Source organism: Photobacterium sp. GSS17 (assembly GCF_028621875.1).
GTDB classification, from domain to species: domain Bacteria; phylum Pseudomonadota; class Gammaproteobacteria; order Enterobacterales; family Vibrionaceae; genus Photobacterium; species Photobacterium ganghwense.
Map to the genome: position 1 here is coordinate 2,737,623 of NZ_CP117517.1, position 21,639 is coordinate 2,759,261.

The following is a 21,639-nucleotide window of genomic DNA, read 5'->3' on the forward strand; positions in this document are numbered from 1 at the left end:
CTCTGGTGAAAACCTACACTTTTTACGGTAGACAGATTGCCTGCTTTTCGAACACTTTCTCGAAGGTATCACTACCCATTCAATTTGGCAACATTTCATTAACTTACCGAATGATAGAATAAAAAGTTACATTTTACGCATAAAACAGTCAAGAACCCCGACTCGAGAGTATTTGATCCATCCCGCAACATGGCGTAGCTTATCTTTATAAAATACCGCCATAACCAGCATCATCCGGTAAACCCATGTTCAGCAGTTTTTTTTCGCACCAGCCCACGCTTCAGATATCAGCCTTACTTATTGTTTTAAATCTATTTTCAACCAACCTTCTCGCCACAGAGCCAGCCTTCAAAAACCCGAGCATTCTGACGCTTGTGCCGGAATACAAAGACAGTATCACTGCTAATTTCAATCCCTTTTCAAAGTCCAGCATGCCTACAACGCATGAATTTATTTTTGAGCCACTGGTGATATTTAATACGCTTCAGAACAACAAACCTGAATACCGTTTAGCCACCCACTATGCGCTCGATCCGGATTTAAAAGGGATACACTTCACCTTGCGCCGGGGGGTAAAGTGGTCTGACGGAAAACCTTTTACCGCTGATGATGTGCTGTTTTCCTTTGCCATTGCGCAAAAATATCCAGAACTGGATTCCCATGGCATTAACCAGTGGGTGCAAAAAATCGAGAAGCGGTCACAGTATGAGGTCTATTTCCGGCTGAAGAAGCCTAATGCTTTGGTCGCATACACGCTGGTCTTGCTGCCGATAGTGCCTGAGCACCAATGGCGCACGGTGACCGATTATGTACACTTCACCAATCCAGTCCCTGTCGGTACAGGGCCTTTTACAGAAATCCACGCGCTGAGTGACTCCGGCTACCTCCAGTGCGCCAATCCCGTATACTGGCAGGCCAGCGAGCGACATATTGACTGCCTGCGCTATCCCAAAGTCACCAATAATGATGACTTCATCACGCGTATTGCCTCCGGCGAATTTGACTGGACCGGCAGTTTCATCCCGGATATCGAACGGCATTACGCCTCGCTTTCTCCTGATTTCCAATACTGGCTGCCACCGGCCAGCAATATCAGCCTGATGTTTAATTTCAGGGCTCAGGATCCGGAAGTCCGCGCGGTATTCAGCCAGCTGGCGTTCCGGCGGGCCGTTTCGATGGCCATTCAGCGCCAGTTGATGATCGACATTGCCACCTTCGGACAGGGTGAGCCATCCCGTTTTGCATCCGGGATGAGTGAGCGTTTTCAAAGCTGGGCCAATCCGCTTGAAGCGGAGCGCTACCAGCCCTACATGACCTACAACCCGCAATTAGCCGGTGATTTGCTGGCGCAGATTCAGGTGACGGACCAGAACAATGATGGCTGGCGTGACCTGCCGTCCGGGAAACCACTGGAACTCACGATTATGACGCCTCGTGGCTGGACCGATTTCAATACCACGGCACTGCTTGCCAGTGAAATGCTGCGGGAAATCGGTCTGAAGGTGAGCACTATTGAGACGAACTTCAATGAGTTTGCTGAGCGGTTCAGCCATGCCGACTACCAGCTGGCACTGACCAATTACCCGCAGGGACCGACACCGTTCAAGTACTTCGATATGGCCTTCAACAGCGCCTATCAGGCACCGCAGTATCCCCGCTATGCCAAACATTATTACCGGGATCCGGCGATCGATACCTTGCTGGCCCGTTTCCCGGTCGCGCCGACCGCGAAGCAGCGTCTGGCAATCATCCATGAGCTGAGCCATATCACCGCCAGCCGACAGATCACAGTGCCGCTCTACAACACCGTGCAGTTTTACCAGTACAACACCCGTCGGTTCACGGGCTGGTTCAACAAAGATAACCCGGTCGCCAGTCCGCTGGTCTGGCCGCAGGCACCGGAGCGGTTGCTGCATGTGCTGGCCCTTCGACCAACAGCCACCGATGCCGAAACCCGGCAGGCCGGTGATGAGCATCCGGTGAAACACTAAGACGAAGAAAGAGGCAAGCCCGGGCTGAATCTATTCAGTCCGGGCTTGTTGTGGATAGGGTGATTGATTAAAGACTATGACTTAAAGCATTATTGTTAAAGAGTTAGTATTTAGCACATTGCCACTTAACACATTGCTACTTAAAGACTATTTGAACAGGCTGATGCGTTATCCACCAAATACCTCCTCCGTGGGCTTACGCAGCCAACGCCGCCCCGACAAACAGCAGAATCACGGTAACCACCAGCACCATAATAACAAACGGCATCACCCACTTGAGGAAACGTTCATACGGAATTTTGGCCAGCGCCAGCCCCGCGACCAGATGCCCGGCTGTCGGCGCAAAAATATTGATCCAACCGCTGGCTGACTGATACGCGGTGATGATCAGATCCCGCCCGATGCCGGAAAAGTCGGCCAGCGGAGCCATCAACGGCATAGAAACGGTCGCCAGACCGGAAGTCGACGGTATGAAGAAGCTCAGCACGATATGGACGAAGTAGGTCACCACAACAAATACGCCTGAGGAAAGGCCGGTAACCACACCTTCAGCCCAGTTCAGGATGGTATCGATGATCACACCGTTATCCATGACCACATAAATCCCCCGCGCCACCGCAACTACCAACGCAACCCCGATCAGATCCTTGGCTCCCTCCAGGAAGGTTTTGATAAACACTCCTTCCCCCATGCGGTTGATCACCGCAATCACAATCGCAGCGGTCAGAAACAGCGTAGACAGCTCATCAAACCACCACCACAGGGTCGGAATCGCGGTAATGCCCATGTCTTCCCACGGGATCACACCGTAGATCATCACCAGAAACGCACCAAAGAAGATCGCCATGGTCCACTTCTGACGGGTCGTAAATTCACCGCCATCTTCACTGATGTGGGAGAATTCATCATCAAACTGGATATCGGCCAGCACCGAACAGGCGTGATCGGCTTTAACCCTGGCGGCGTAGCGCATGACAAACCAGGATGCCAGCACCACCAGAATCACCAGCTGAATCAGGCGCAGGCCAATCCCGTCACCAATCGGCAGTCCGGCAAACCCTGACGCAATCCCGGTTGCAAACGGGTTGACGGTTGAGGCCAACACCCCGACGCCGGATCCCAGCAGAATGATGCCCGCCGCGACCATCCGGTCATACCCGGCCGCAGCCATGACCGGCAGGATCACCGCCCAGAAGGCGACCGTTTCTTCAGCCATCCCGTAGGTGGAACCGCCCAGCGCAAACAGCGAGATCAGTACCGGGATCATCAGTTGCTCACGCCCATGGAACCGGCGGACTATCGAGGCCACCCCGGCATCCATCGCCCCGGTGCGCATGGTCACGGCGAGAAAACCACCTATCACCAGCACGAACAGCGCCACATCCACGGCTTTGTGAAAACCTTTAATCGGGGCCATCAGCACATCGACAATCCCCTGCGGGGACGATTCCAACTCCTGATAAGTACCCGGTATCGGCAGCAGACGTTCGCCGCCGCTGTAGTTGAGTACCTCCGCCGCCGGAATGACCTGATCGGTGCCATTGACCAGATAGTCATATTTCCCGGCAGGCATGATCCAGGTCAGCGCAGCCACCAGCGCGATAATAATGAACAGGATGGTATATACAGTCGGCATGGAAAACTTACGTTTCATATTGCCAGCCTCAGTCGTTGTTGTTGTCATAACGCCACTCCCTGCAAACGATAGATTGCCTCGGCATACACCTTCATGGCCTGCATCATGTCATCAATGATCAGGTACTCATCAGGCATGTGCTCTACCTTGTCACGCCCCGGGAAAATCGCCCCGTACGCGACACAATTCGGAATCGCCCGGGCATACGTCGCACCGCCGGACGTCATCGGCAAGCTGTCCATATCACCGCTCACGGCCTGATACGCATCCATCAGGGCAGTGATTACCGGGCTGTCAGCAGGCATATACAGAGAGGGCAGCACATCAAACTCTTCGTATCGCAGGCCATACTGTTCGGCAACGGCCTGTATATCCGTATCATAGTCGGCTTTGCTGAAAGTGACGGGAACCCGGATATCCAATCCGATACGGCTGTGCTCTGGTGTAATTGTCAGCTTGGCCACATTACAGGTCAGCCGACCGCTGACATCCTCCACCGGGCCAAAAATTTCCCGGGCATTAGCATCCTCACCAATCTGTTCGGCAATCAACTTCACAGCCGGATGGGTTTCACCCAACTGGCGCAATGCCAGGCACAGGCGGGCAATGGCATTGACTCCCTTGGTATCGGCCGAGGCCGAATGCGCCGCCTTGCCGAACACCACCACCTCGGCATCTTCTGCGGTAAAGTCATACCCCAGTTCATCGAGCTTGGCGGCCAACTCTTCCCACAGCGGACCTTCATAGCGTGCCAGCTCCGGCACCGCATTCAGCGCCCCGTCACAGGCCAGTTCAATCAGCGGATCACCCGACCCATGTAACCAAGCCTGAATCAGCATTTTTTCCGCGTGAATCAGCGGAAAGGCAGAGTCCGGGGTGAACCCGCACTGCGGTACTTCTTCCTTGGCCAGATAACGATCAATGCAGCGCCACAGGGTTTCTTCGTCCGTTCCGAAAATAAAACGTACCCGTTTTTCGAGCTGTACCCCGCTGTCCAGCAAAGCTTTGACTGCAAACAGTGCGGCCAGCGTCGGCCCTTTGTCGTCCTGCGTGCCGCGACCGTATAGCCGACCGTCGCGCACTTCCGGGCTGAACGGGTCTGATTGCCAGGCCGAACGCTCACCGGTTGGTACAACATCGAGGTGCCCCAGAACCCCAATCATCTGCTCACCACTGCCAATTTCGGCATAGCCGTAATAACCAGCCGGATCCTTGAAGGTGAAGAACCCCATTTCCCGGCACAGTGCCAGAGTGGCATCCAGACAATCATCAATCGGTTGCCCGAAAGGTGTCCCGCTGTCATCTTCCTGCCAGACACTCGGAATGGCCACCAGGCGTTTCACCGCAGCCAGGTAATCGTCACGCATTGCATCAATGGCAGTCGCTATTTTTGTTGTCGCTATTTTGGCTTTCATCGCATCCCTCTCAGCTCCATCTGATTTAGTCTGCTTATTATTCCCAGTACCGACTAAACCAACAAAAAGGCAGCTCAATTTAGAATTATCAGTTAGTTGTATCTTTATTGACCAAGGTATTCTGCTACAGGGATAGCCAGCAATCTGTGATAGCTTTCACTGCTTATCCGGACACAGTGGGACACAGCTCAAAGACTGAACAACTTCTGCCAGACCGAGGCCGGGATCATTGATAGTGATCACATTTAGTTTTCCGCGCTGAAATTGGTTATACTTCGCGCCACTCAACATCCTCGACGAGATCGATAATGAAAACATTTATTCCGGGTAAAGACGCCGCGCTTGAAGAATCTATCGAGCGTTTTCAGAACAAACTCAAAGACCTAGGCTTCAATATTGAAGAAGCTTCTTGGCTGAATCCGGTACCGAACGTGTGGTCTGTTCACATCCGCGATGTGGATGCCCCAATGAACTTCACCAACGGTAAAGGTGCCACCAAGAAGGCTGCACTGGCTTCAGCACTGGGCGAGTACTTTGAACGTCTGTCAACGAACTACTTTTACGCTGACTACTACCTGGATGAAGCGATCGCCAACAGCGAGTTTGTTCATTATCCGAATGAGAAGTGGTTCCCGGTTGATCTGGAAGAAAACCTGCCGCCGGAAGGCATTCTGGACGAGCGTCTGACCCAGTTCTACGATCCGACGCTGGAACTGCTGGGTACCGATCTGATCGATCTGCAGTCGAGCAACATGGAACGCGGCATTTGCTGCCTGCCGTTTGAGCGCCAGAGTGACAAAGAAACGGTGTACATCCCGATGAACATCATCGGTAACCTGTACGTCTCGAACGGGATGTCTGCCGGTAACACCAAAACCGAAGCCCGCACTCAGGGTCTGTCTGAAGTGTTCGAGCGTGCGATCAAAAACCGTATCATCGCTGAGCGCATCAGCCTGCCGGAAATCCCGTCACACGTGGTAGAGCGTTTCCCGGGTATCAAGGCATCTATCGACACCCTTGAAGCCGAAGGTTTCCCTATCTACTGCTACGACGCCTCTCTGGGCGGTAAGTACCCAGTGATTTGCGTGGTACTGCTGAACCCGACCAACAGCACCTGTTTTGCCTCTTTCGGTGCTCACCCGCGCTTTGAAGTTGCTTTCGAGCGTACTGTGACCGAGCTGCTGCAGGGTCGTGGCCTGAAAGATCTGGACGTGTTCCCTGAGCCGTCATTCGACAACGAGGAAGTGAGCGATCACCACAACCTGGAAACCCACTTCATTGATTCTTCAGGCCTGATCTCCTGGGATCTGTTCAAAGCGGATGCCGATTACGAGTTCGTAGACTGGAACTTCAGCGGCACCTCAGAAGAAGAGTTCAACCACCTGCTGGCGCTGCTGCACGAAGAAGGCACTGATGCCTACATCGCCGACTATGATCATCTGGGCGTTGACTGCTGCCGCATCATCGTACCGGGCTGGTCTGAGATCTATCCGGTTGAAGAGCTGATCGAAGCCAACAACAACGTAGCAATGGAGCTGCGCGAAACCCTGCTGGCCCTGCCAAAAGTAGAATGGGAAGCCGAACAGTACGCCGAAATGTTCCACATTCTGGAAGAAGAAGGTTTCGATGACTTTAACCGTCTGTATGAGATTGTTGGCTTGGTCCCACAAGCTGGCGATGCATGGCAGACCCTGCGAATCGGTGAGCTGAAGTGTCTGCTGGCACTGGCTGGCGGCGATCTGGAGCTGGCGCTGGAGCATGCGAACTGGTGTGTGGACTACAACGTGTCTACCTACAGCGCAGAACGCGCCCGCTTCTTCCGCTGCCTGGTTGCCAGCCTGAAACTGGCCCTGGACGAAGAACGCGATCCGGCCCAGTTCAAGCCTGCCTTCGAACGTATGTTTGGTGAAGAAACCGTTGCTGCAGCATGGGGCTCCATTGAGGGTACCGTTCGTTTCCACGGCCTGACTGCCGGCGATCTGAGCATGACGCAGTTCCCGGCTCACCAGAAGCTTCTGGCGTCTTACCACAAGCTGCAGGCTGCCAAAAAAGCGCACGCACAAAAATAAGCCGCGATTTTCGCCGCTGAATAAACGACAATGCCAGCCTTTGGGCTGGCATTTTTGTACTTTTTTTTCAGCCTGATTTTTGCTCGCCGTTCAACTAAAGTTGAATTTTATGAACAGACTTCCCCCTTGCCCGTTCGGTCACCCACGTTCACATTTGTAGCACAAATATGTCGTATTTCACTCAAAATTAACCACTGAAATCAAGTGGTTATTGTTGCTTTTTAGTTTTGCGAGCTAATTCACACGGCCAATTTTTTTTATAAACATTCTTTCATATCCGGCAATATTTCGACTCACCACTCAATTTTTTTTGGTTATTTTCTTTCAATTTTTGAGTGAGCCTGATCAAGATCAATTTTACCGAACGACGCAAGCGGTACACTGCCTCCAAAATTGGTGAAAGTTAATTACACTTAATGGCAGCTTGCGTGGGACAATCCCGATGCAGTCATGCAAACACAATTCACCAGCATTATAAGAATTATTTTTTAATGTAGAACGAGGCACTTATGTCATCACAAGAAAGAAGTTACCAGGAGCTCCACCGCCCTGCTTCTGACTTCGCTAGTCGCTCCGACTATCTTGATCATGAGCTGAAAATCATGAAACCTCGCCGTTGGGGATTAAACCTGCCGGGTCGTGATTTTCGCTTTGAGCTGGAAGATTTGGTTCCGGCCCTGGCGGGCACCATTGCGATTATCGCGATGTACTCGTCTGTCGCCATGTCTTGGGCTGATGGCCTGAGCGCGGCCTGGGAACATGTTGAACTCGGCAAGACGTTCGCCATTGAAGTTGCCCGGGTCGAAATGTTAATCCCCGCCCTGCTGTTCTGTATTCTTGCTTCCGGATTCTTCAACCCTCGCGCTAACCTGGCCGGTAACCACGGTCCAATGATTCCACTGATCGGTACAATTGCTCTGGCGGGTGCCCACCCTCTGGCGTTGGCCATTCTGATCGGTGTATTTGGTTTGCTGCTGAGCTATTTTAAAGGGGGCTCCAAACTGGTTAATCTAACCAGTGAAGGGGTGGCCGGCGGCTTATTGATATTCCTTGGTTTTACCGGTGCCATGAGCCAAATCAGTGACATTCAGTCATGGGCCGTGGGGCTGGAAAGTGCCGATGTCGCAAAAGGCAGCCTGGGCTACATTGGCCTGGTAGTGCTGGCGGTCAACGTTATTCTGTACGCCTACCTGGCGAAAGTGAACAAACGCTGGCTGGCGATTCCGGCATGTGCGGTAACCGGTCTGTTTGTCTCACTGGCTCTGGGCGCGGGCTTCGACCTGGTGTTTGAAACAGAAACCGGCCTGCCTAACCTGAACCCGGTTTACTGGTGGGGCAGCACTGAACATGGCTGGATGCTGGGTCTGCCGAATCTGCAGCACTTCATCGCCTCTCTGCCATTCGCGATTCTGGCTGTTGCTATGTGGTCCCCGGACTTCCTGGGTCACCGTATCTTCCAGGAACTGAACTACCCGAAAGGCACTGACCGCGTACTGATGGACGTGGACGACACCATGACAACCTGTTCACTGCGTCAGATGGTCGGTACTGCTGTAGGTGGCTGTAACATTACGTCTTCCTGGGGTACTTACATTATTCCGGCAGGTATCGCGAAGCGTCCAATCCCTGCGGGTGCTATCCTGCTAGGCAGCTTCTGTATCATCGTAGCGATTCTGGGCTTCCCGATGGACGTTGCCGTGTGGCCACCAGTAATGCGTATCGCGCTGCTGGTAGGGGTATTCCTGCCACTGCTGGAAGCGGGTGTGCAAATGGTGAAAGACACGAAAGATTCACAAGCAGCTGGTATCTGTGTCTTTGCAGCGATGGTGACTAACCCTGTTCTGGCCTGGGCCCTGACCATGCTACTAGATAACAACGGTTTGATTGGGAACAAAGAACGTGCCACAAAACTGTCTATGATCGATAAAATCGTCATTCCGGCAGGCGCACTGATTATCTGTCTGGTTGCCATGCTGGCAGTCGGCATGCTTGAAGGCCAATACGGTATTCCGGCGTTACTATAATTGAGACAGGGGCAGTGCCTGCACTGCCCCACTCAGAACCCACTCACGTTAACGGGAAGTAAGAGCACCAATACGAATAACCGACACAACCGTTTCAGCACGATGCATTGGTTATCCGTATTATTGTTCAAAGTGTACTGTTGCCCCATACGGGCAGGCGGGCTCAACAGCCGACTCAGTACGTGTTTTTTCTACTAAAAAGGTAGGTATGTCATGGCAGAGCAATTTGCTAAAGCTTGGGAAGGTTTCACTGCGGGTGATTGGCAGAACGAAGTAAACGTACGTGACTTCATTCAGAAGAACTACACGCCATATGAAGGCGATGAGTCTTTCCTGGTTTCTGAAGGTACTGAAGCGACTAAATCGCTTTGGGCTAAAGTAATGGAAGGCATCAAACAGGAAAACTCTACTCACGCACCTGTTGATTTCGATACTTCTGTTATCTCTACCATCACTGCTCACGACGCGGGTTACATCAACAAAGATCTGGAAACTATCGTTGGTCTGCAGACTGATGCGCCGCTGAAGCGTGCCATCATTCCTAACGGTGGTATCCGCATGGTTGAAGGTTCGTGCAAAGCGTATGATCGCGAACTGGATCCGATGGTGAAGAAAATCTTTACTGAATACCGCAAAACGCACAACGCCGGCGTATTCGACATCTACACACCAGAAATTCTGGCTTGTCGTAAGTCTGGTGTTCTGACTGGTCTGCCAGATGCTTACGGCCGTGGTCGTATCATCGGTGACTACCGTCGTGTTGCACTGTACGGTATCGACTTCCTGATGAAAGACAAACTGGCTCAGTTCACGTCTCTGCAGGAAAAATTCGAAAACGGCGAAGATCTGCAAATGACCATGCAACTGCGTGAAGAAATTGCAGAACAACACCGCGCGCTAGGCCAGATGAAAACCATGGCTGCGAAATACGGTTGTGATATTTCTCGCCCAGCAGAAACGGCTCAAGAAGCTATCCAGTGGACTTACTTCGGTTACTTGGCTGCGGTTAAATCTCAGAACGGTGCAGCAATGTCACTGGGTCGTACTTCTACGTTCCTAGACGTGTACATCCAACGTGATATCGAAGCCGGTAAGATCAATGAAGAACAAGCTCAGGAAATGATCGACCACTTCGTGATGAAGCTGCGTATGGTTCGCTTCCTGCGTACTCCTGAGTACGATGAACTGTTCTCTGGTGACCCAATCTGGGCAACAGAATCTATGGGCGGTATGGGTCTTGACGGCCGTACTCTGGTAACTCGTACTAACTTCCGCTTCCTGAACAGCCTGTACACTATGGGTCCATCTCCGGAGCCAAACATCACTGTACTGTGGTCTGAGCAGCTGCCTGACGGCTTCAAGCGTTTCTGTGCGAAGGTATCTATCGATACGTCTTCAATCCAGTACGAAAACGACGACCTGATGCGCCCAGACTTCGAGTCTGACGACTACGCAATCGCATGTTGTGTATCGCCAATGATTGTTGGTAAGCAAATGCAGTTCTTCGGTGCCCGTGCGAACCTGGCGAAAACCATGCTGTACAGCATCAACGGCGGTGTGGATGAGAAGCTGAAGATGCAGGTTGGTCCTCAGATGCCGAAGATCACTGATGAAGTGCTGGACTTCGACACTGTTTGGAACAGCATGGATCACTTCATGGACTGGCTGGCGAAGCAGTACGTGACTGCCCTGAACGCTATCCACTTCATGCACGACAAGTACAGCTACGAAGCGGCTCTGATGGCGCTGCACGATCGTGACGTGAAACGTACTATGGCATGTGGTATCGCAGGTTTGTCTGTAGCTGCTGACTCCCTGTCTGCGATCAAGTACGCGAAAGTGAAACCAGTTCGTGACGAAGACGGTATCGCGATTGACTTCGAAATCGAAGGCGACTATCCGAAATTCGGTAACAACGATGCACGCGTTGATGACATCGCTTGCGAACTTGTTGAAACCTTCATGAACAAGATCCGTAAGCTGAACACTTACCGCAATGCTGAGCCAACTCAGTCAATCCTGACTATCACTTCAAACGTGGTATACGGTAAGAAAACAGGTAACACGCCAGACGGTCGTCGTGCAGGCGCGCCATTTGCTCCAGGTGCAAACCCAATGCACGGCCGTGATGAGAAAGGTGCAGTAGCCTCTCTGACTTCAGTTGGTAAACTGCCATTCTCTGATGCGAAAGACGGTATCTCATACACCTTCTCTATCGTGCCAAACGCACTGGGTAAAGATGTTGATACTCAGAAAGCAAACCTAGCGGGTCTGATGGATGGTTACTTCCACCACGAGTCTGGTATCGAAGGCGGTCAGCACCTGAACGTTAACGTACTGAACCGTGAAACCCTGGAAGATGCCGTTAAGCACCCAGAGAAGTACCCACAGCTGACTATCCGTGTATCGGGTTACGCTGTACGCTTTAACTCTCTGACGGCTGAACAGCAACAAGACGTTATCGCACGTACATTCACTCAGTCTCTGTAAGACTGGTCGGAGCCTGCATTCAGGCTCCGGTGAAAAAGAAAAAGCCGGTTTTAAACCGGCTTTTTTATTGCTTTTTTTGGTGAACGCTTTTTTGCTGTTGAGATCGCCGAATTACACCTTGAAGTACTGCAACTGGTGCGCCAAATCATCCGACGTTTCCGCCAAACTCTGACTCTCTTTGGCCAGATGCTGCGCCGCTGCATTCACTTCGTTGGCCGACAGATGAATACTGCTGACATTACGGTTAATATCTTCAGACACGATTTCCTGCTGTTCTGCGGCGGCGGCAATTTGTGCCACCTGCTCATTCGACTGATACAGTTCTTCCACCATCACCTGTAACTGCCGCTGGGTTTCCAGCGCATTCTCAACACTTTGATGGCTGCTTTCATGGCTGGCTTTCATCGCCTCTGCGGTTTCAAAGGCCCCGCGGGTTAACGCATCGACCGTCACCTGAATTTCTTCCGTTGAGCGCTGGGTACGTTGTGCCAGTGTTCGCACTTCATCAGCAACGACAGCAAATCCCCGGCCCTGTTCGCCGGCACGTGCCGCTTCGATTGCGGCATTCAGTGCCAGCAAATTGGTTTGCTCAGAAATGCCGCGAATCACATCGGCCATATCGCGTATTTGACCGACGCCCTGCTTAAGAGCATCAACCCGCTGATTGGCCTCTGTGATCTGATCGGCGACCTGGCGGATATGGCTGGTGGTTTCTTCAAGCTGCGCGTTGCTGAGCGTCGCTTTTTCCGCAATCCTGTCAGTCATACTGGCCGTTTTTTCAGCATGGCTGGCCACTTCAGCTACGGTCGCAGTCATCTCATTCATTGCTGTTGCCAGTTGCTCCAGCTGAACATGCTGCGACTGAATACTTTGCGCACTTTGCTCAGTAGCCGAGGCAATGGTGCTCGCCATCTGAGAAGACTGCATCGCTGAGGTATTCGCGGCCTTCAGTGCCTGGCGAATCGTCCCGACCGCCGTGTCCATGCGCTGCGACAACATCCCGATTTCGTCACGGCGATCGTCGTTGAAATGCACCCGCAAATCACCCTCAGCCAGGGCATCAAATTTTTTCACCAACCCAGCGAGCGGTCTGGAGATATTGTTGCTGATGACGTACCCGAAGCTCATCAGCACCAGCGTTGCCAGCAGGGCCAGACCGCCGGATTTGACAGCCGAGGCCATGAAATCATCTTCGATATCTTTGACGTGCACACCGGTTCCGATGATCCAGTTCCAGGTCGGGTAACGCTCTACGTAAGATACTTTAGGTTCGATCTGCCCGGCCGGCGATCGCCAGCTGTATTCCAGATACCCTTCACCGCCATGCTGGCTGGCCGTGACCATCTCCTGCCAGTGATACTTTCCCGCCGCATCGGTCAGCTGACGGGCAGAGGTTCCGTTCAGCTCCGGCTTCAGCGGGTGGTTTACGATTGTCAGATCAGGCTGCATGATCCAGAAATAGTTGCTGCTGTCATAGCGCACGGCATTGATCATCGCAATTGCCTGCTGCTGGGCCTGCTGTCCTCCCAGAGTTCCCTGCTGCGCGGCATAATAATTAATCATGTCAACGGCCAGTTCCACCTGGCTTTTGAGCGAGGCTTTACGTTCAAAATACGCCGCTTTTTTCTGCTCAATCATGTCATACAGACTGACACTGACTTGCAAAATAATGGCGCAGACAATTAGCGCCACCAGCTTATTTCTGACCGACAGGTTGCTAAAGTTGATCATATCTCTCCTTGTTCCCACTCCACGGTTACAACTCACTTACATTTATCATCCAGATTGCACCAGCGCGTTGCCCGGCAGCGTCTCATATCCGGCCATCAAGGGGGATGAAACCCCATGAAAGATGTTGTTATTTAAAGGATAATCTTTATGCAATCAGTTTGATGCGATTAACGCCGCAATTCGCACCTCAGATGTGAAAATTTTGTTGACAAACGGGATCATCTCGAGCTTTTTGATTACATTTCGAATACGTGAACATGAGAGCTGACGCGGTTTTTCCGCAGGCCGGAAAGCCAGGCTGGGTGTAGACTTTAAGAAGGGAATGAAAATGAATTATCCTTACAGTTTTTATGCGTTTATTGCTATTTAAGCGTGTCTTTTTGTAATAAAATGACACGTAAACACATCCCTTGCGGAGAAGCTTCACTATGCCAGTTAAAGGCCGAATTCACTCTTTCGAATCCTGCGGAACCGTTGATGGACCAGGTATCCGTTTCATCGTTTTCATGCAAGGCTGCCTGATGCGATGCCAGTATTGCCATAACCGGGATACATGGGACTTACATGAAGGCAAGGAAATCACCGTTGACGAGCTGATGACAGAAGCCCGTTCTTACCGTCACTTCATGAATGCCTCAGGTGGCGGCGTGACGGCCTCCGGCGGCGAAGCTATGCTGCAACCAGAATTTATCCGCGACTTTTTCCGCGCCGCTCAGGCAGAGGGGATTCATACCTGTCTGGATACCAACGGCTATATTCGCAAGCATTCACAGGTGATCGATGATGTGCTGGATGCTACAGATCTGGTCATGCTGGATCTGAAACACCTGGACGATGACATCCACCAGAATCTGGTTGGCGTACCAAACAAACGCGTACTGGACTTTGCCCGCTACCTGCAACAACGTGGGCAAAAAACCTGGATCCGTTACGTGGTGGTACCGGGCTTTACCGACGACGAACGCTCTGCCCGCTTACTGGGTGAATTCATCCAGGATATGGACAACATTGAAAAAGTGGAACTGCTGCCGTATCACCAACTGGGTGCCCACAAGTGGGAAGCCATGGGGCTGGAATACCCGCTGGCCGGTGTGAATCCGCCATCGAAAGAGGTTATGGAAAACGTCAAAGCGGTGATCAGCAGCTACACCAACGCGAAGGTCATGTACTAAGGCTAAGCCTTACCTTGAATTGTGGTGAACATCAGCCAGTCAAACACCAGGTTGCTGAATAAGCCATCTCAAACAACAGAGGGAGAGCATTAGCTCTCCCTCTTTTTTCTCTCCTGTCCCGTCGTGAACACAGGTTCACATGGCCAGACAGAAGATTAAAGCCACTGTAAAAACAAGCAATTAACGTTCACAAAGAGAGGGCGTCTTTTTAGTCGTGTCGATGAGTCGCAAGTGACTAGATAAATGGCTTTATTTGGGAGGTAAAATAAAGATGGATGAACGTTTAAAGTCAGCCGTGGAAGAGTAAACATGGCTCTAATGAATGGCTGTAATTACTCAGAGCAAGGGATTAAGACTCTCTGGTGGAAAGAACATGCGGATTATTTGTGTTAGCAGCTACCAATGTCACACAGCACGATGCGATAGACACCAGGCATAGCGAAAATCGCCCATTATTAAACTACCTCCATATCAACAATCATAAATTTTAATCAATATTTAATATGGGTCAATAAAAGCACCAGCCCCCAGAATCTGTTAGCAACTTATTGAATGTATTTATTTTTTATTTACCAGCCCACTTATTTAGACAGTAAAATAAACCATTCATAACGCCAATCACATATACCCTCCCATTTATTGACCGGCATCTCAATAGCTGAATTTTTTGGGAGCAACCTCTCATACTTACAGGTACATTTCAGTGATGTCTGTAGGAGAGGTGAAGCATGGAATGCGCTAATCATAATTGGGTACGTATTAAACGTAATTTTTTTCAACGCTTTTCTTATAAAGCACTCTATCGCTGCACTGTATGTGGTAAGCACCAAAAGCTGTGAATGACTATTCAAAGGAAAAGCAGAGGAAAATTAAACAGAGGTCACGTGAAATTTTAGCCAAAGTTAAAAAGAAGCATTTAGCTGATGTTATTCATATTCCTAAATGCCTTGATGATAAAACAAAAAGCTGAAAGGTCACCCTTGGTTAGATTGGCTTGATGATAACAGCTAATCTAACCACCTATCATTACCCACCTCAAACGCCCTCGCCTTCAAACTAGCGATTGTTGAGAAAATCGAACATGGGAAGCTGGCTCAGACTCAATATCGGTCTGGTATTCAAAGAAACTCAGCTGTTAAATGTTGCCTTCTCTAAGATGGAAACTTAATTGGTCCTCAAGGGCAACTTCTGTGGAAAGAGCAAAAATACCAAAGGACAAACGACCGTTAATACCTAAGCAATACTTCAAAGAGTGGCAAAGCCACTTGAGAGTGCGCCGCAGAATTGTCCCCTTACAATCACTCAACCGCACACTAATCACTCAAATGCATATCTAATATATCTAACAAATAAATCAGCTAAATTGATAAAGAAAACTTCCTTCATTTTGTCATCAGAAGAGTGTTTTTAAACAGAATCAGCAGTACATGATGGAAACATTACGAAAAAATATGTTTTTTCAATGCAATAGCCATAATGAAATTGCCATTAATAGCGACACAACCCTTAATATGCTCGCAATTGAGTATAAGTTTTCCTGAAAATTAACATCAGTTTTAATGATATAAGCTGAGCCAATATGGCCATTTCAGGCCTACATCTCCATTTTACGGTCCTTCATCATCCGGATCGCTTCCCGCCGAATGCATTCCCGCAGTGGGTTTTCAATCGAATCCGCCCGCCAGATAAAAGATAACGTCCGGCGCATATTCAGTTCCGGTACCTTCAGTGCCACCAGCTCACCGCGCTCAATGTGCTTCACCACATCCAAATACGGGAGGCAGCTAAGGTAAGGGCCATTCATCACCAACGTCCGTAACACCGGTATTTGCTCATACTCCCGCCACACATCCAGATCATCAATCACCCCGTGAATCGCACTTTCAAAGCTCTTTCGGGTACCTGCACCTTGCTCGCGCAATACCCATTTAGCCTGCTCCAGCTGTGCCAGGCTGACCGTTTCCAGTTTGGCGTAGGGGTGATATTTGGAAGCGATAATGACCAGGTGGTCATGGCACCAGACTTCCTGCTCGACCCGGCTGTCATCACAACGCCCTTCAATAATACCCAGCTCACACTCGTAATTACGGACCCGATCAATCACTTTCTGGGCATTGCTGACGCTAAGCTGGATACGCAATTCTGGAAAGTCTTTATCTATCATACTGATAAGATCAGGTAGCAGGTGCTCGGCCGCGGTCTGGCTGGCCGCCACATGGATCTCGCCACTGACAATGTGCTGGTCATAAAACCCCAGCTCGATTTGCTGGGCATCAAACAGCAGTTGTTTGGCTCGTGGGCGCAGCCACGCGCCCCAGTAAGTCAGCGCCATCTGCTTCCCCTGCCGTTCAAACAATGGCCGTCCAAGCAATTTTTCCAGCTGTGACAACGCCATACTGGCAGCGGACTGAGTCAGAGCCAGGTTTTCCGCGGCTTTGCTGACGCTGCGGGTATTGGCCACCTCTTCAAACACGGCCAGCTGTTTCAGTGAGTAGCGCATTCCATCCTCTTCGCAAATCTGCCTGTATACACCCTCTAGAATATCAACATTAGTGATAAGGGTTAAAGAAATTATCAATTTTACTCAAGTATTACGCGCGACCTATCCTGCCTGCAGTCTACATTCACAACCAGGAGGAAATGTGACGTTATCAACTCTGCATCACGCAGTCACTGTGCGTCCACGACGCCACGGAGGAGGTGCAATATGGCAATAGCATCCTCATCCAACAACACCAACTTCAATCCGAAAGAGATGATGAAGCAAGCGGAGGCTTATGCCGTCGGCAAAGCATCCAAGCCGACGCACACCACCGTTGCTCTGGCAGTAACCGCCGGTGTCTTCATCGGATTGGCTTTCGTGTTTTACATCACGGTCACGACCGGAAACCAGGCAATTAACTGGGGCATCAACCGTCTGTTCGGCGGACTGGCATTCAGCCTCGGCCTGATTCTGGTGGTTATCTGCGGCGGCGAGCTGTTTACCAGTACCGTGCTTTCTTCTATCGCCCGCGCCAACCGTCACATCAGCACCCACAAAATGCTGAGTACCTGGGGGAAGGTGTACTTCGGCAACTTCATCGGTGCCATGTTGTTACTGCTGCTGGTCACCATGGGTAGCCTGTATCAGCTCGACGGCGGCCAATGGGGACTCAATGCCCTGAATATCGCTCAGCACAAGTTGCACCATCAGCCAGCGGAGGCATTCGCACTGGGGGTACTGTGTAACCTGCTGGTATGCCTGGCAGTCTGGATGACATTCTGCTCTAACAACATGATGACCAAAATGGCCATGCTGGTTCTGCCGGTAGCCATGTTCGTCAGCACCGGGTTTGAGCACAGCGTCGCCAATATGTTCATGGTTCCGCTTGGGATCACCATTCAGCAGCTGGCACCGGCTTCGTTCTGGACCAACCTGGGCGTTGCTCCCGAGCACTACGCCGATCTCACTGTTTACAACTTTATCTTTGCCAATCTTATCCCGGTCACCTTGGGGAATATCGTCGGCGGAGGAGTACTGGTCGGGCTCAGCTACTGGGCGATTTACCACTCTCCGCAACCGGCGCTGGCTTCCGCCACTCTGATTCGTCCGGATTTTTCAGCCCACAACAACTTACAAATGGACTCTGATATGCTCAACGATAACTTACTGGTCAAAGACCACATGCACCCTGCCCCTCTCACTCTGGCACCAGGAATGCCGGTGGCTACCGCGCTGGATTTACTGCTGCGTGAAGACCTGTCCGGTGCACCGGTATTAACCAGCGACGAACGTCTGGTGGGGTTCTTCTCCCTGCATGATGCGCTGGTTGACCTGTGGTGCAATGACTACATGCCGGATCAGGAAAGCAAAGTGCAGGATCTGATGCGCCATGAAATCCAGACCGTCAGCCCGGACAACTCCATTCTGGAAATCGCGGAATACATGAGTATCGACAAAAATATCCTGTACCCGGTTTCCAGCAGCGGTATTGCGACCCAACTGACCAGCCTGTCACTCAATGAGCGGGCACGGACCATGAATGTCAGCCGTCCGCATATCTACCCGGTTGTCGAGGACGACCAGCTGGTTGGCCTTATCACCCGTAAGGAAATTGTCCAGGCGCTGCGTCCGGTATACGGTCAGCTTCGTGCAGTGGCGGATCACAATGACGTTTCCGAAGAAGTCTCCGCACAAATCGAAACTGCCTGAGTATCAGGTTCTTACTCACAGGCCAGCTATCAGCTGGCCTGTTTTTGTTTGTCGCCTTTGCTGCCATTTCCCTGCCAACCTCCCCCGTCTCCCTGGTTTTGGCAAGGTCCTGAAATTTGCCGCACATCAAAATCACCGCACTTACACCGTAAAAAAGATACATAGGCATGATATTATTGTGGTATAACCCGCACGCAAACGATTGCCTTTCTATAAATGATAGAATCGACAACATTCCCAACTTCCAGCGAGGTGATGGCTGACCATGAAAAGTGATATTGAGATCTGCCGCGAAACCCCACTTTCCCCTATCGATGATGTGGCCCGACGTGCCGGACTGCATCCGGAAGACTTAACTCCACAAGGCACCCTGAAAGCCAAGGTGAAGCCCTCCGTACTCAACCGACTGGCAGATCAGCCGGAAGGGAAATTGGTTCTGGTCACCGCAATCACCCCCACGCCGCTGGGAGAAGGCAAAACTGTCACCACCATCGGACTGGCGCAAGGACTGGCCAAACGGCACAAAAAAGTGATGGCCTGTATTCGTCAGCCATCCATGGGGCCGGTGTTTGGAGTCAAAGGCGGAGCCGCCGGGGGCGGTTACAGCCAAGTTGCCCCGATGGAAAAACTCAATCTGCACCTGACCGGTGATATTCACGCAGTTACCGCCGCGCACAATCTGGCCGCGGCAGCGCTGGATGCCCGCCTGTACCATGAAAGCCGTCATGGCTATGACGGGTTTACCGAGAAAACCGGCCTGCGCGCCCTACGCATCGACGTCCAGCGCATAGTCTGGAAGCGGGTCATGGATCATAACGATCGCGCCCTGCGCATGGTCACAGTGGGCAAAAATGAACCGGGAAAAACCATTAACGGCATTGAGCGCGAAGACGGCTTTGATATTTCAGCCGCTTCTGAGCTGATGGCCATTCTGGCTCTGTCCCGTGATCTGGCGGACATGCGCCAGCGTATTGGCCGGATCGTGCTGGCATATGACATTGACGGTCAGCCCATCACCGCGGATGATCTGCAGGTGGCCGGTGCCATGGCGGTGACATTATGCGAAGCCATTGAGCCGACCCTGATGCAGACTCTGGAAGGTGTCCCGACGCTGATCCATGCCGGGCCATTTGCCAACATTGCCCACGGCAACTCCTCCATTCTGGCCGACCGCATTGCTCTCAAGCTGACCGAGTTTACCGTTACTGAAGGGGGCTTCGGCTCTGACATGGGGTTTGAGAAAGCCTGCAATATCAAAGCACAGCAAGCCGGTCGTGGTCCCGATTGTGCGGTCGTGGTTGCCACATTGCGCGGCCTGAAAGCTAACTCTGGCCTGTACGATCTGCGCCCGGGGCAAGCACTGCCGGACGCCATTTTCGCACCGGATGAAAATGCGTTAACCGCCGGTTTTGCCAACCTGCAATGGCACATCAATAACGCCGCCAAGTACGGCGTGCCGGTAGTTGTTGCAATTAACCGCTTCCCGCAGGATACCGACTCCGAACTGGAGCAGCTCAAAGCCATGGTCGCAAACACTTCGTTTTCAACCCATGTCGAGGTTGCAGTGAGCGAAGCCTTTGGCAAAGGCGGTGACGGTGCCGCTGAACTGGCGGATGCCGTGATTCGGGCATGTGCGCATCCAGCGCAATTTCGCCCGTTGTACCACCTCGGCCAGCCGCTGGAAGAGAAGCTCATGGCTGTGGCAGAAGTCGGTTACGGTGCCAGCGGCATTGAGCTGTCGCCACTGGCGCAAAACCAGCTCGCCGCCTTTAAGGCTCAGGGGCACGATAACCTGGCGGTGTGCATGGCAAAAACGCCGCTGTCCATCAGTCACGATCCAAGCCTGAAAGGCGCGCCCAGTCATTTTGTCCTCCCGGTGCGAGAGCTGAAACTGTGCGCCGGAGCCGGCTTCGTGTATGCCTTGTGCGGGAATGTCATGACCATGCCGGGGCTGCCGGAAAAGCCTGCCTACATGGCACTGGATATTGATGAAAACGGCCATATCATCGGCCTGAGCTGAACCGTCTCACTCGCCTGCAGTGCGATTGCCATAGATAGTGATAGAGGTAGAGGTAGAGGTAAAACGTGGTATTCCTAGCCGCATTCCCTTAACCTCTATCCAAGATCAAGTCTCACACCCACAAACACTGGTGTGAGACTTGTAGAGTACTTTCCATTGACCGTAGCTGCGCTGGCGACGCACGCTCAGTCAGCGGCGATCCAGGTAATCACCGTCATGGAACGTTCGCACCCATTCCGGCCGGTAAACCACCAGCAGTGTAATTGCCATCCCGTTAATCAGGGCTTCAGGGAACAACAGCAACGGCATCAGAACCAGATAATTCTCCACTATGTATGACCAGCTGAAGATACCGCTGAGAGCAATCCAGCCACTGGTCAGCACCATATGGGCAATCATAGTCAGAGCCGCATTGATGAACGCGCCGACAAAGATATAGACAAACAGATGATGGGCCAGATACCGGTAAGTCAGGGCAAACAGACCATAACTGACCAGCACCGGCAAAGTCACTCCGGTTAGACCGTACAACCCGATGTCCGCCAGTGGCAGCAACCCGAACCCGGCCAGTAACAGCAAAGGAGCCACACCTATCAGACAGGCAATTCGCCAACCATGGCACAGGGTCAGGATAGTCAGCGCCAGAAAATGTACTTTCAGGCCGTCCGTCAGCCCGGCTCTCAGACTCCAGAGCAGAAACAACACCACCACACTGGCAAGCACCCAGTGCTGGTAATCTTTTTCCTGTTTAAACTTCGGCCAGAATTCCCGCGGAAAAAAAGCCGCCAGCAACCCCAGCCAGCCCGCCAGTCCTACCCATTGTAACCCCGTCATTGTCACCACATCCTTCTGTGTTTTCCTGATTCCAGACTGGCACCGGCCTGGCGTGCCGCAAGACA

General features: G+C 51.7%; 12 protein-coding genes. 7 read left to right on the top strand and 5 right to left on the bottom strand.

The annotated features are described in order from the left end of the window. The first annotated feature begins 431 nt into the window (after positions 1-431). On the top strand, positions 432-1,991 hold the full coding sequence (locus tag PGW97_RS12210) for an ABC transporter substrate-binding protein (protein WP_273857418.1): 1,560 nt from the start codon (positions 432-434) through the stop codon (positions 1,989-1,991). 196 nt (positions 1,992-2,187) lie between these two features. Here the strand turns inward: PGW97_RS12210 and PGW97_RS12215 are convergent, their stop codons facing one another. Next, a complete protein-coding gene (locus PGW97_RS12215; protein WP_047887389.1) occupies positions 2,188-3,675 on the bottom strand; it encodes a YfcC family protein in 1,488 nt (495 codons plus the stop codon). After that, positions 3,672-5,042: a M20 family metallopeptidase gene (locus tag PGW97_RS12220; RefSeq protein ID WP_273857419.1), complete on the bottom strand. Its 1,371-nt coding sequence runs from the start codon at positions 5,040-5,042 to the stop codon at positions 3,672-3,674. Before PGW97_RS12220 ends, PGW97_RS12215 begins: the two co-directional genes overlap by 4 nt. Before the next feature lie 308 nt (positions 5,043-5,350). Between PGW97_RS12220 and ycaO the strand changes: the two genes are divergently transcribed. The 3 genes from ycaO to pflB all read left to right on the top strand — a co-directional run bounded on the left by ycaO (position 5,351) and on the right by pflB (position 11,625). Continuing rightward, positions 5,351-7,111, top strand: coding sequence for a 30S ribosomal protein S12 methylthiotransferase accessory factor YcaO (gene ycaO, locus PGW97_RS12225; RefSeq protein WP_273857420.1), 1,761 nt, complete (start codon positions 5,351-5,353; stop codon positions 7,109-7,111). 509 nt (positions 7,112-7,620) lie between these two features. Next, positions 7,621-9,135, top strand: coding sequence for a DUF3360 family protein (locus PGW97_RS12230; protein ID WP_273857421.1), 1,515 nt, complete (start codon positions 7,621-7,623; stop codon positions 9,133-9,135). Positions 9,136-9,348: 213 nt separating this feature from the next. Beyond that, positions 9,349-11,625: a formate C-acetyltransferase gene (gene pflB / locus PGW97_RS12235; protein ID WP_047887393.1), complete on the top strand. Its 2,277-nt coding sequence runs from the start codon at positions 9,349-9,351 to the stop codon at positions 11,623-11,625. 111 nt (positions 11,626-11,736) lie between these two features. Here the strand turns inward: pflB and PGW97_RS12240 are convergent, their stop codons facing one another. Then, positions 11,737-13,356 carry a methyl-accepting chemotaxis protein gene (locus tag PGW97_RS12240; protein WP_273857422.1) on the bottom strand — a complete coding sequence of 540 codons (1,620 nt, stop codon included), beginning with the start codon at positions 13,354-13,356 and terminating at the stop codon, positions 11,737-11,739. Positions 13,357-13,784: 428 nt separating this feature from the next. On the opposite strand from PGW97_RS12240, the gene pflA reads away from it, so the two are divergent. Further along, the gene (pflA, locus tag PGW97_RS12245; RefSeq protein ID WP_047887395.1) at positions 13,785-14,528 is read left to right on the top strand and encodes a pyruvate formate lyase 1-activating protein; all 744 of its coding nucleotides are present in this window, start codon (positions 13,785-13,787) and stop codon (positions 14,526-14,528) included. A gap of 1,594 nt (positions 14,529-16,122) precedes the next feature. Here pflA and PGW97_RS12250 read toward each other — a convergent pair. Then, positions 16,123-17,028, bottom strand: a complete 906-nt coding sequence (locus tag PGW97_RS12250) for a LysR substrate-binding domain-containing protein (protein ID WP_047887396.1) — start codon at positions 17,026-17,028, stop codon at positions 16,123-16,125. A 207-nt stretch (positions 17,029-17,235) separates the two neighbouring features. Between PGW97_RS12250 and focA the strand changes: the two genes are divergently transcribed. Beyond that, a complete protein-coding gene (gene focA / locus PGW97_RS12255) occupies positions 17,236-18,720 on the top strand; it encodes a formate transporter FocA (RefSeq protein WP_273857423.1) in 1,485 nt (494 codons plus the stop codon). A gap of 265 nt (positions 18,721-18,985) precedes the next feature. Next, on the top strand, positions 18,986-20,740 hold the full coding sequence (locus tag PGW97_RS12260) for a formate--tetrahydrofolate ligase (protein WP_217392709.1): 1,755 nt from the start codon (positions 18,986-18,988) through the stop codon (positions 20,738-20,740). Between the two features lie 189 nt (positions 20,741-20,929). Here PGW97_RS12260 and PGW97_RS12265 read toward each other — a convergent pair whose 3' ends face one another. Next, positions 20,930-21,574, bottom strand: coding sequence for an energy-coupling factor ABC transporter permease (locus PGW97_RS12265; RefSeq protein ID WP_273857424.1), 645 nt, complete (start codon positions 21,572-21,574; stop codon positions 20,930-20,932). Between the last annotated feature and the right edge of the window lie 65 nt (positions 21,575-21,639).

What these genes read in the sequence shown, in the direction of transcription:
- PGW97_RS12210 (WP_273857418.1), top strand. Translation starts at nt 432, where the DNA reads ATGCCTACAACGCATGAATTTATTTTTGAGCCACTGGTGATATTTAAT.
- PGW97_RS12215 (WP_047887389.1), bottom strand. Translation starts at nt 3,675, where the DNA reads ATGACAACAACAACGACTGAGGCTGGCAATATGAAACGTAAGTTTTCC.
- PGW97_RS12220 (WP_273857419.1), bottom strand. Translation starts at nt 5,042, where the DNA reads ATGAAAGCCAAAATAGCGACAACAAAAATAGCGACTGCCATTGATGCA.
- ycaO (WP_273857420.1), top strand. Translation starts at nt 5,351, where the DNA reads ATGAAAACATTTATTCCGGGTAAAGACGCCGCGCTTGAAGAATCTATC.
- PGW97_RS12230 (WP_273857421.1), top strand. Translation starts at nt 7,621, where the DNA reads ATGTCATCACAAGAAAGAAGTTACCAGGAGCTCCACCGCCCTGCTTCT.
- pflB (WP_047887393.1), top strand. Translation starts at nt 9,349, where the DNA reads ATGGCAGAGCAATTTGCTAAAGCTTGGGAAGGTTTCACTGCGGGTGAT.
- PGW97_RS12240 (WP_273857422.1), bottom strand. Translation starts at nt 13,356, where the DNA reads ATGATCAACTTTAGCAACCTGTCGGTCAGAAATAAGCTGGTGGCGCTA.
- pflA (WP_047887395.1), top strand. Translation starts at nt 13,785, where the DNA reads ATGCCAGTTAAAGGCCGAATTCACTCTTTCGAATCCTGCGGAACCGTT.
- PGW97_RS12250 (WP_047887396.1), bottom strand. Translation starts at nt 17,028, where the DNA reads ATGCGCTACTCACTGAAACAGCTGGCCGTGTTTGAAGAGGTGGCCAAT.
- focA (WP_273857423.1), top strand. Translation starts at nt 17,236, where the DNA reads ATGGCAATAGCATCCTCATCCAACAACACCAACTTCAATCCGAAAGAG.
- PGW97_RS12260 (WP_217392709.1), top strand. Translation starts at nt 18,986, where the DNA reads ATGAAAAGTGATATTGAGATCTGCCGCGAAACCCCACTTTCCCCTATC.
- PGW97_RS12265 (WP_273857424.1), bottom strand. Translation starts at nt 21,574, where the DNA reads ATGACGGGGTTACAATGGGTAGGACTGGCGGGCTGGCTGGGGTTGCTG.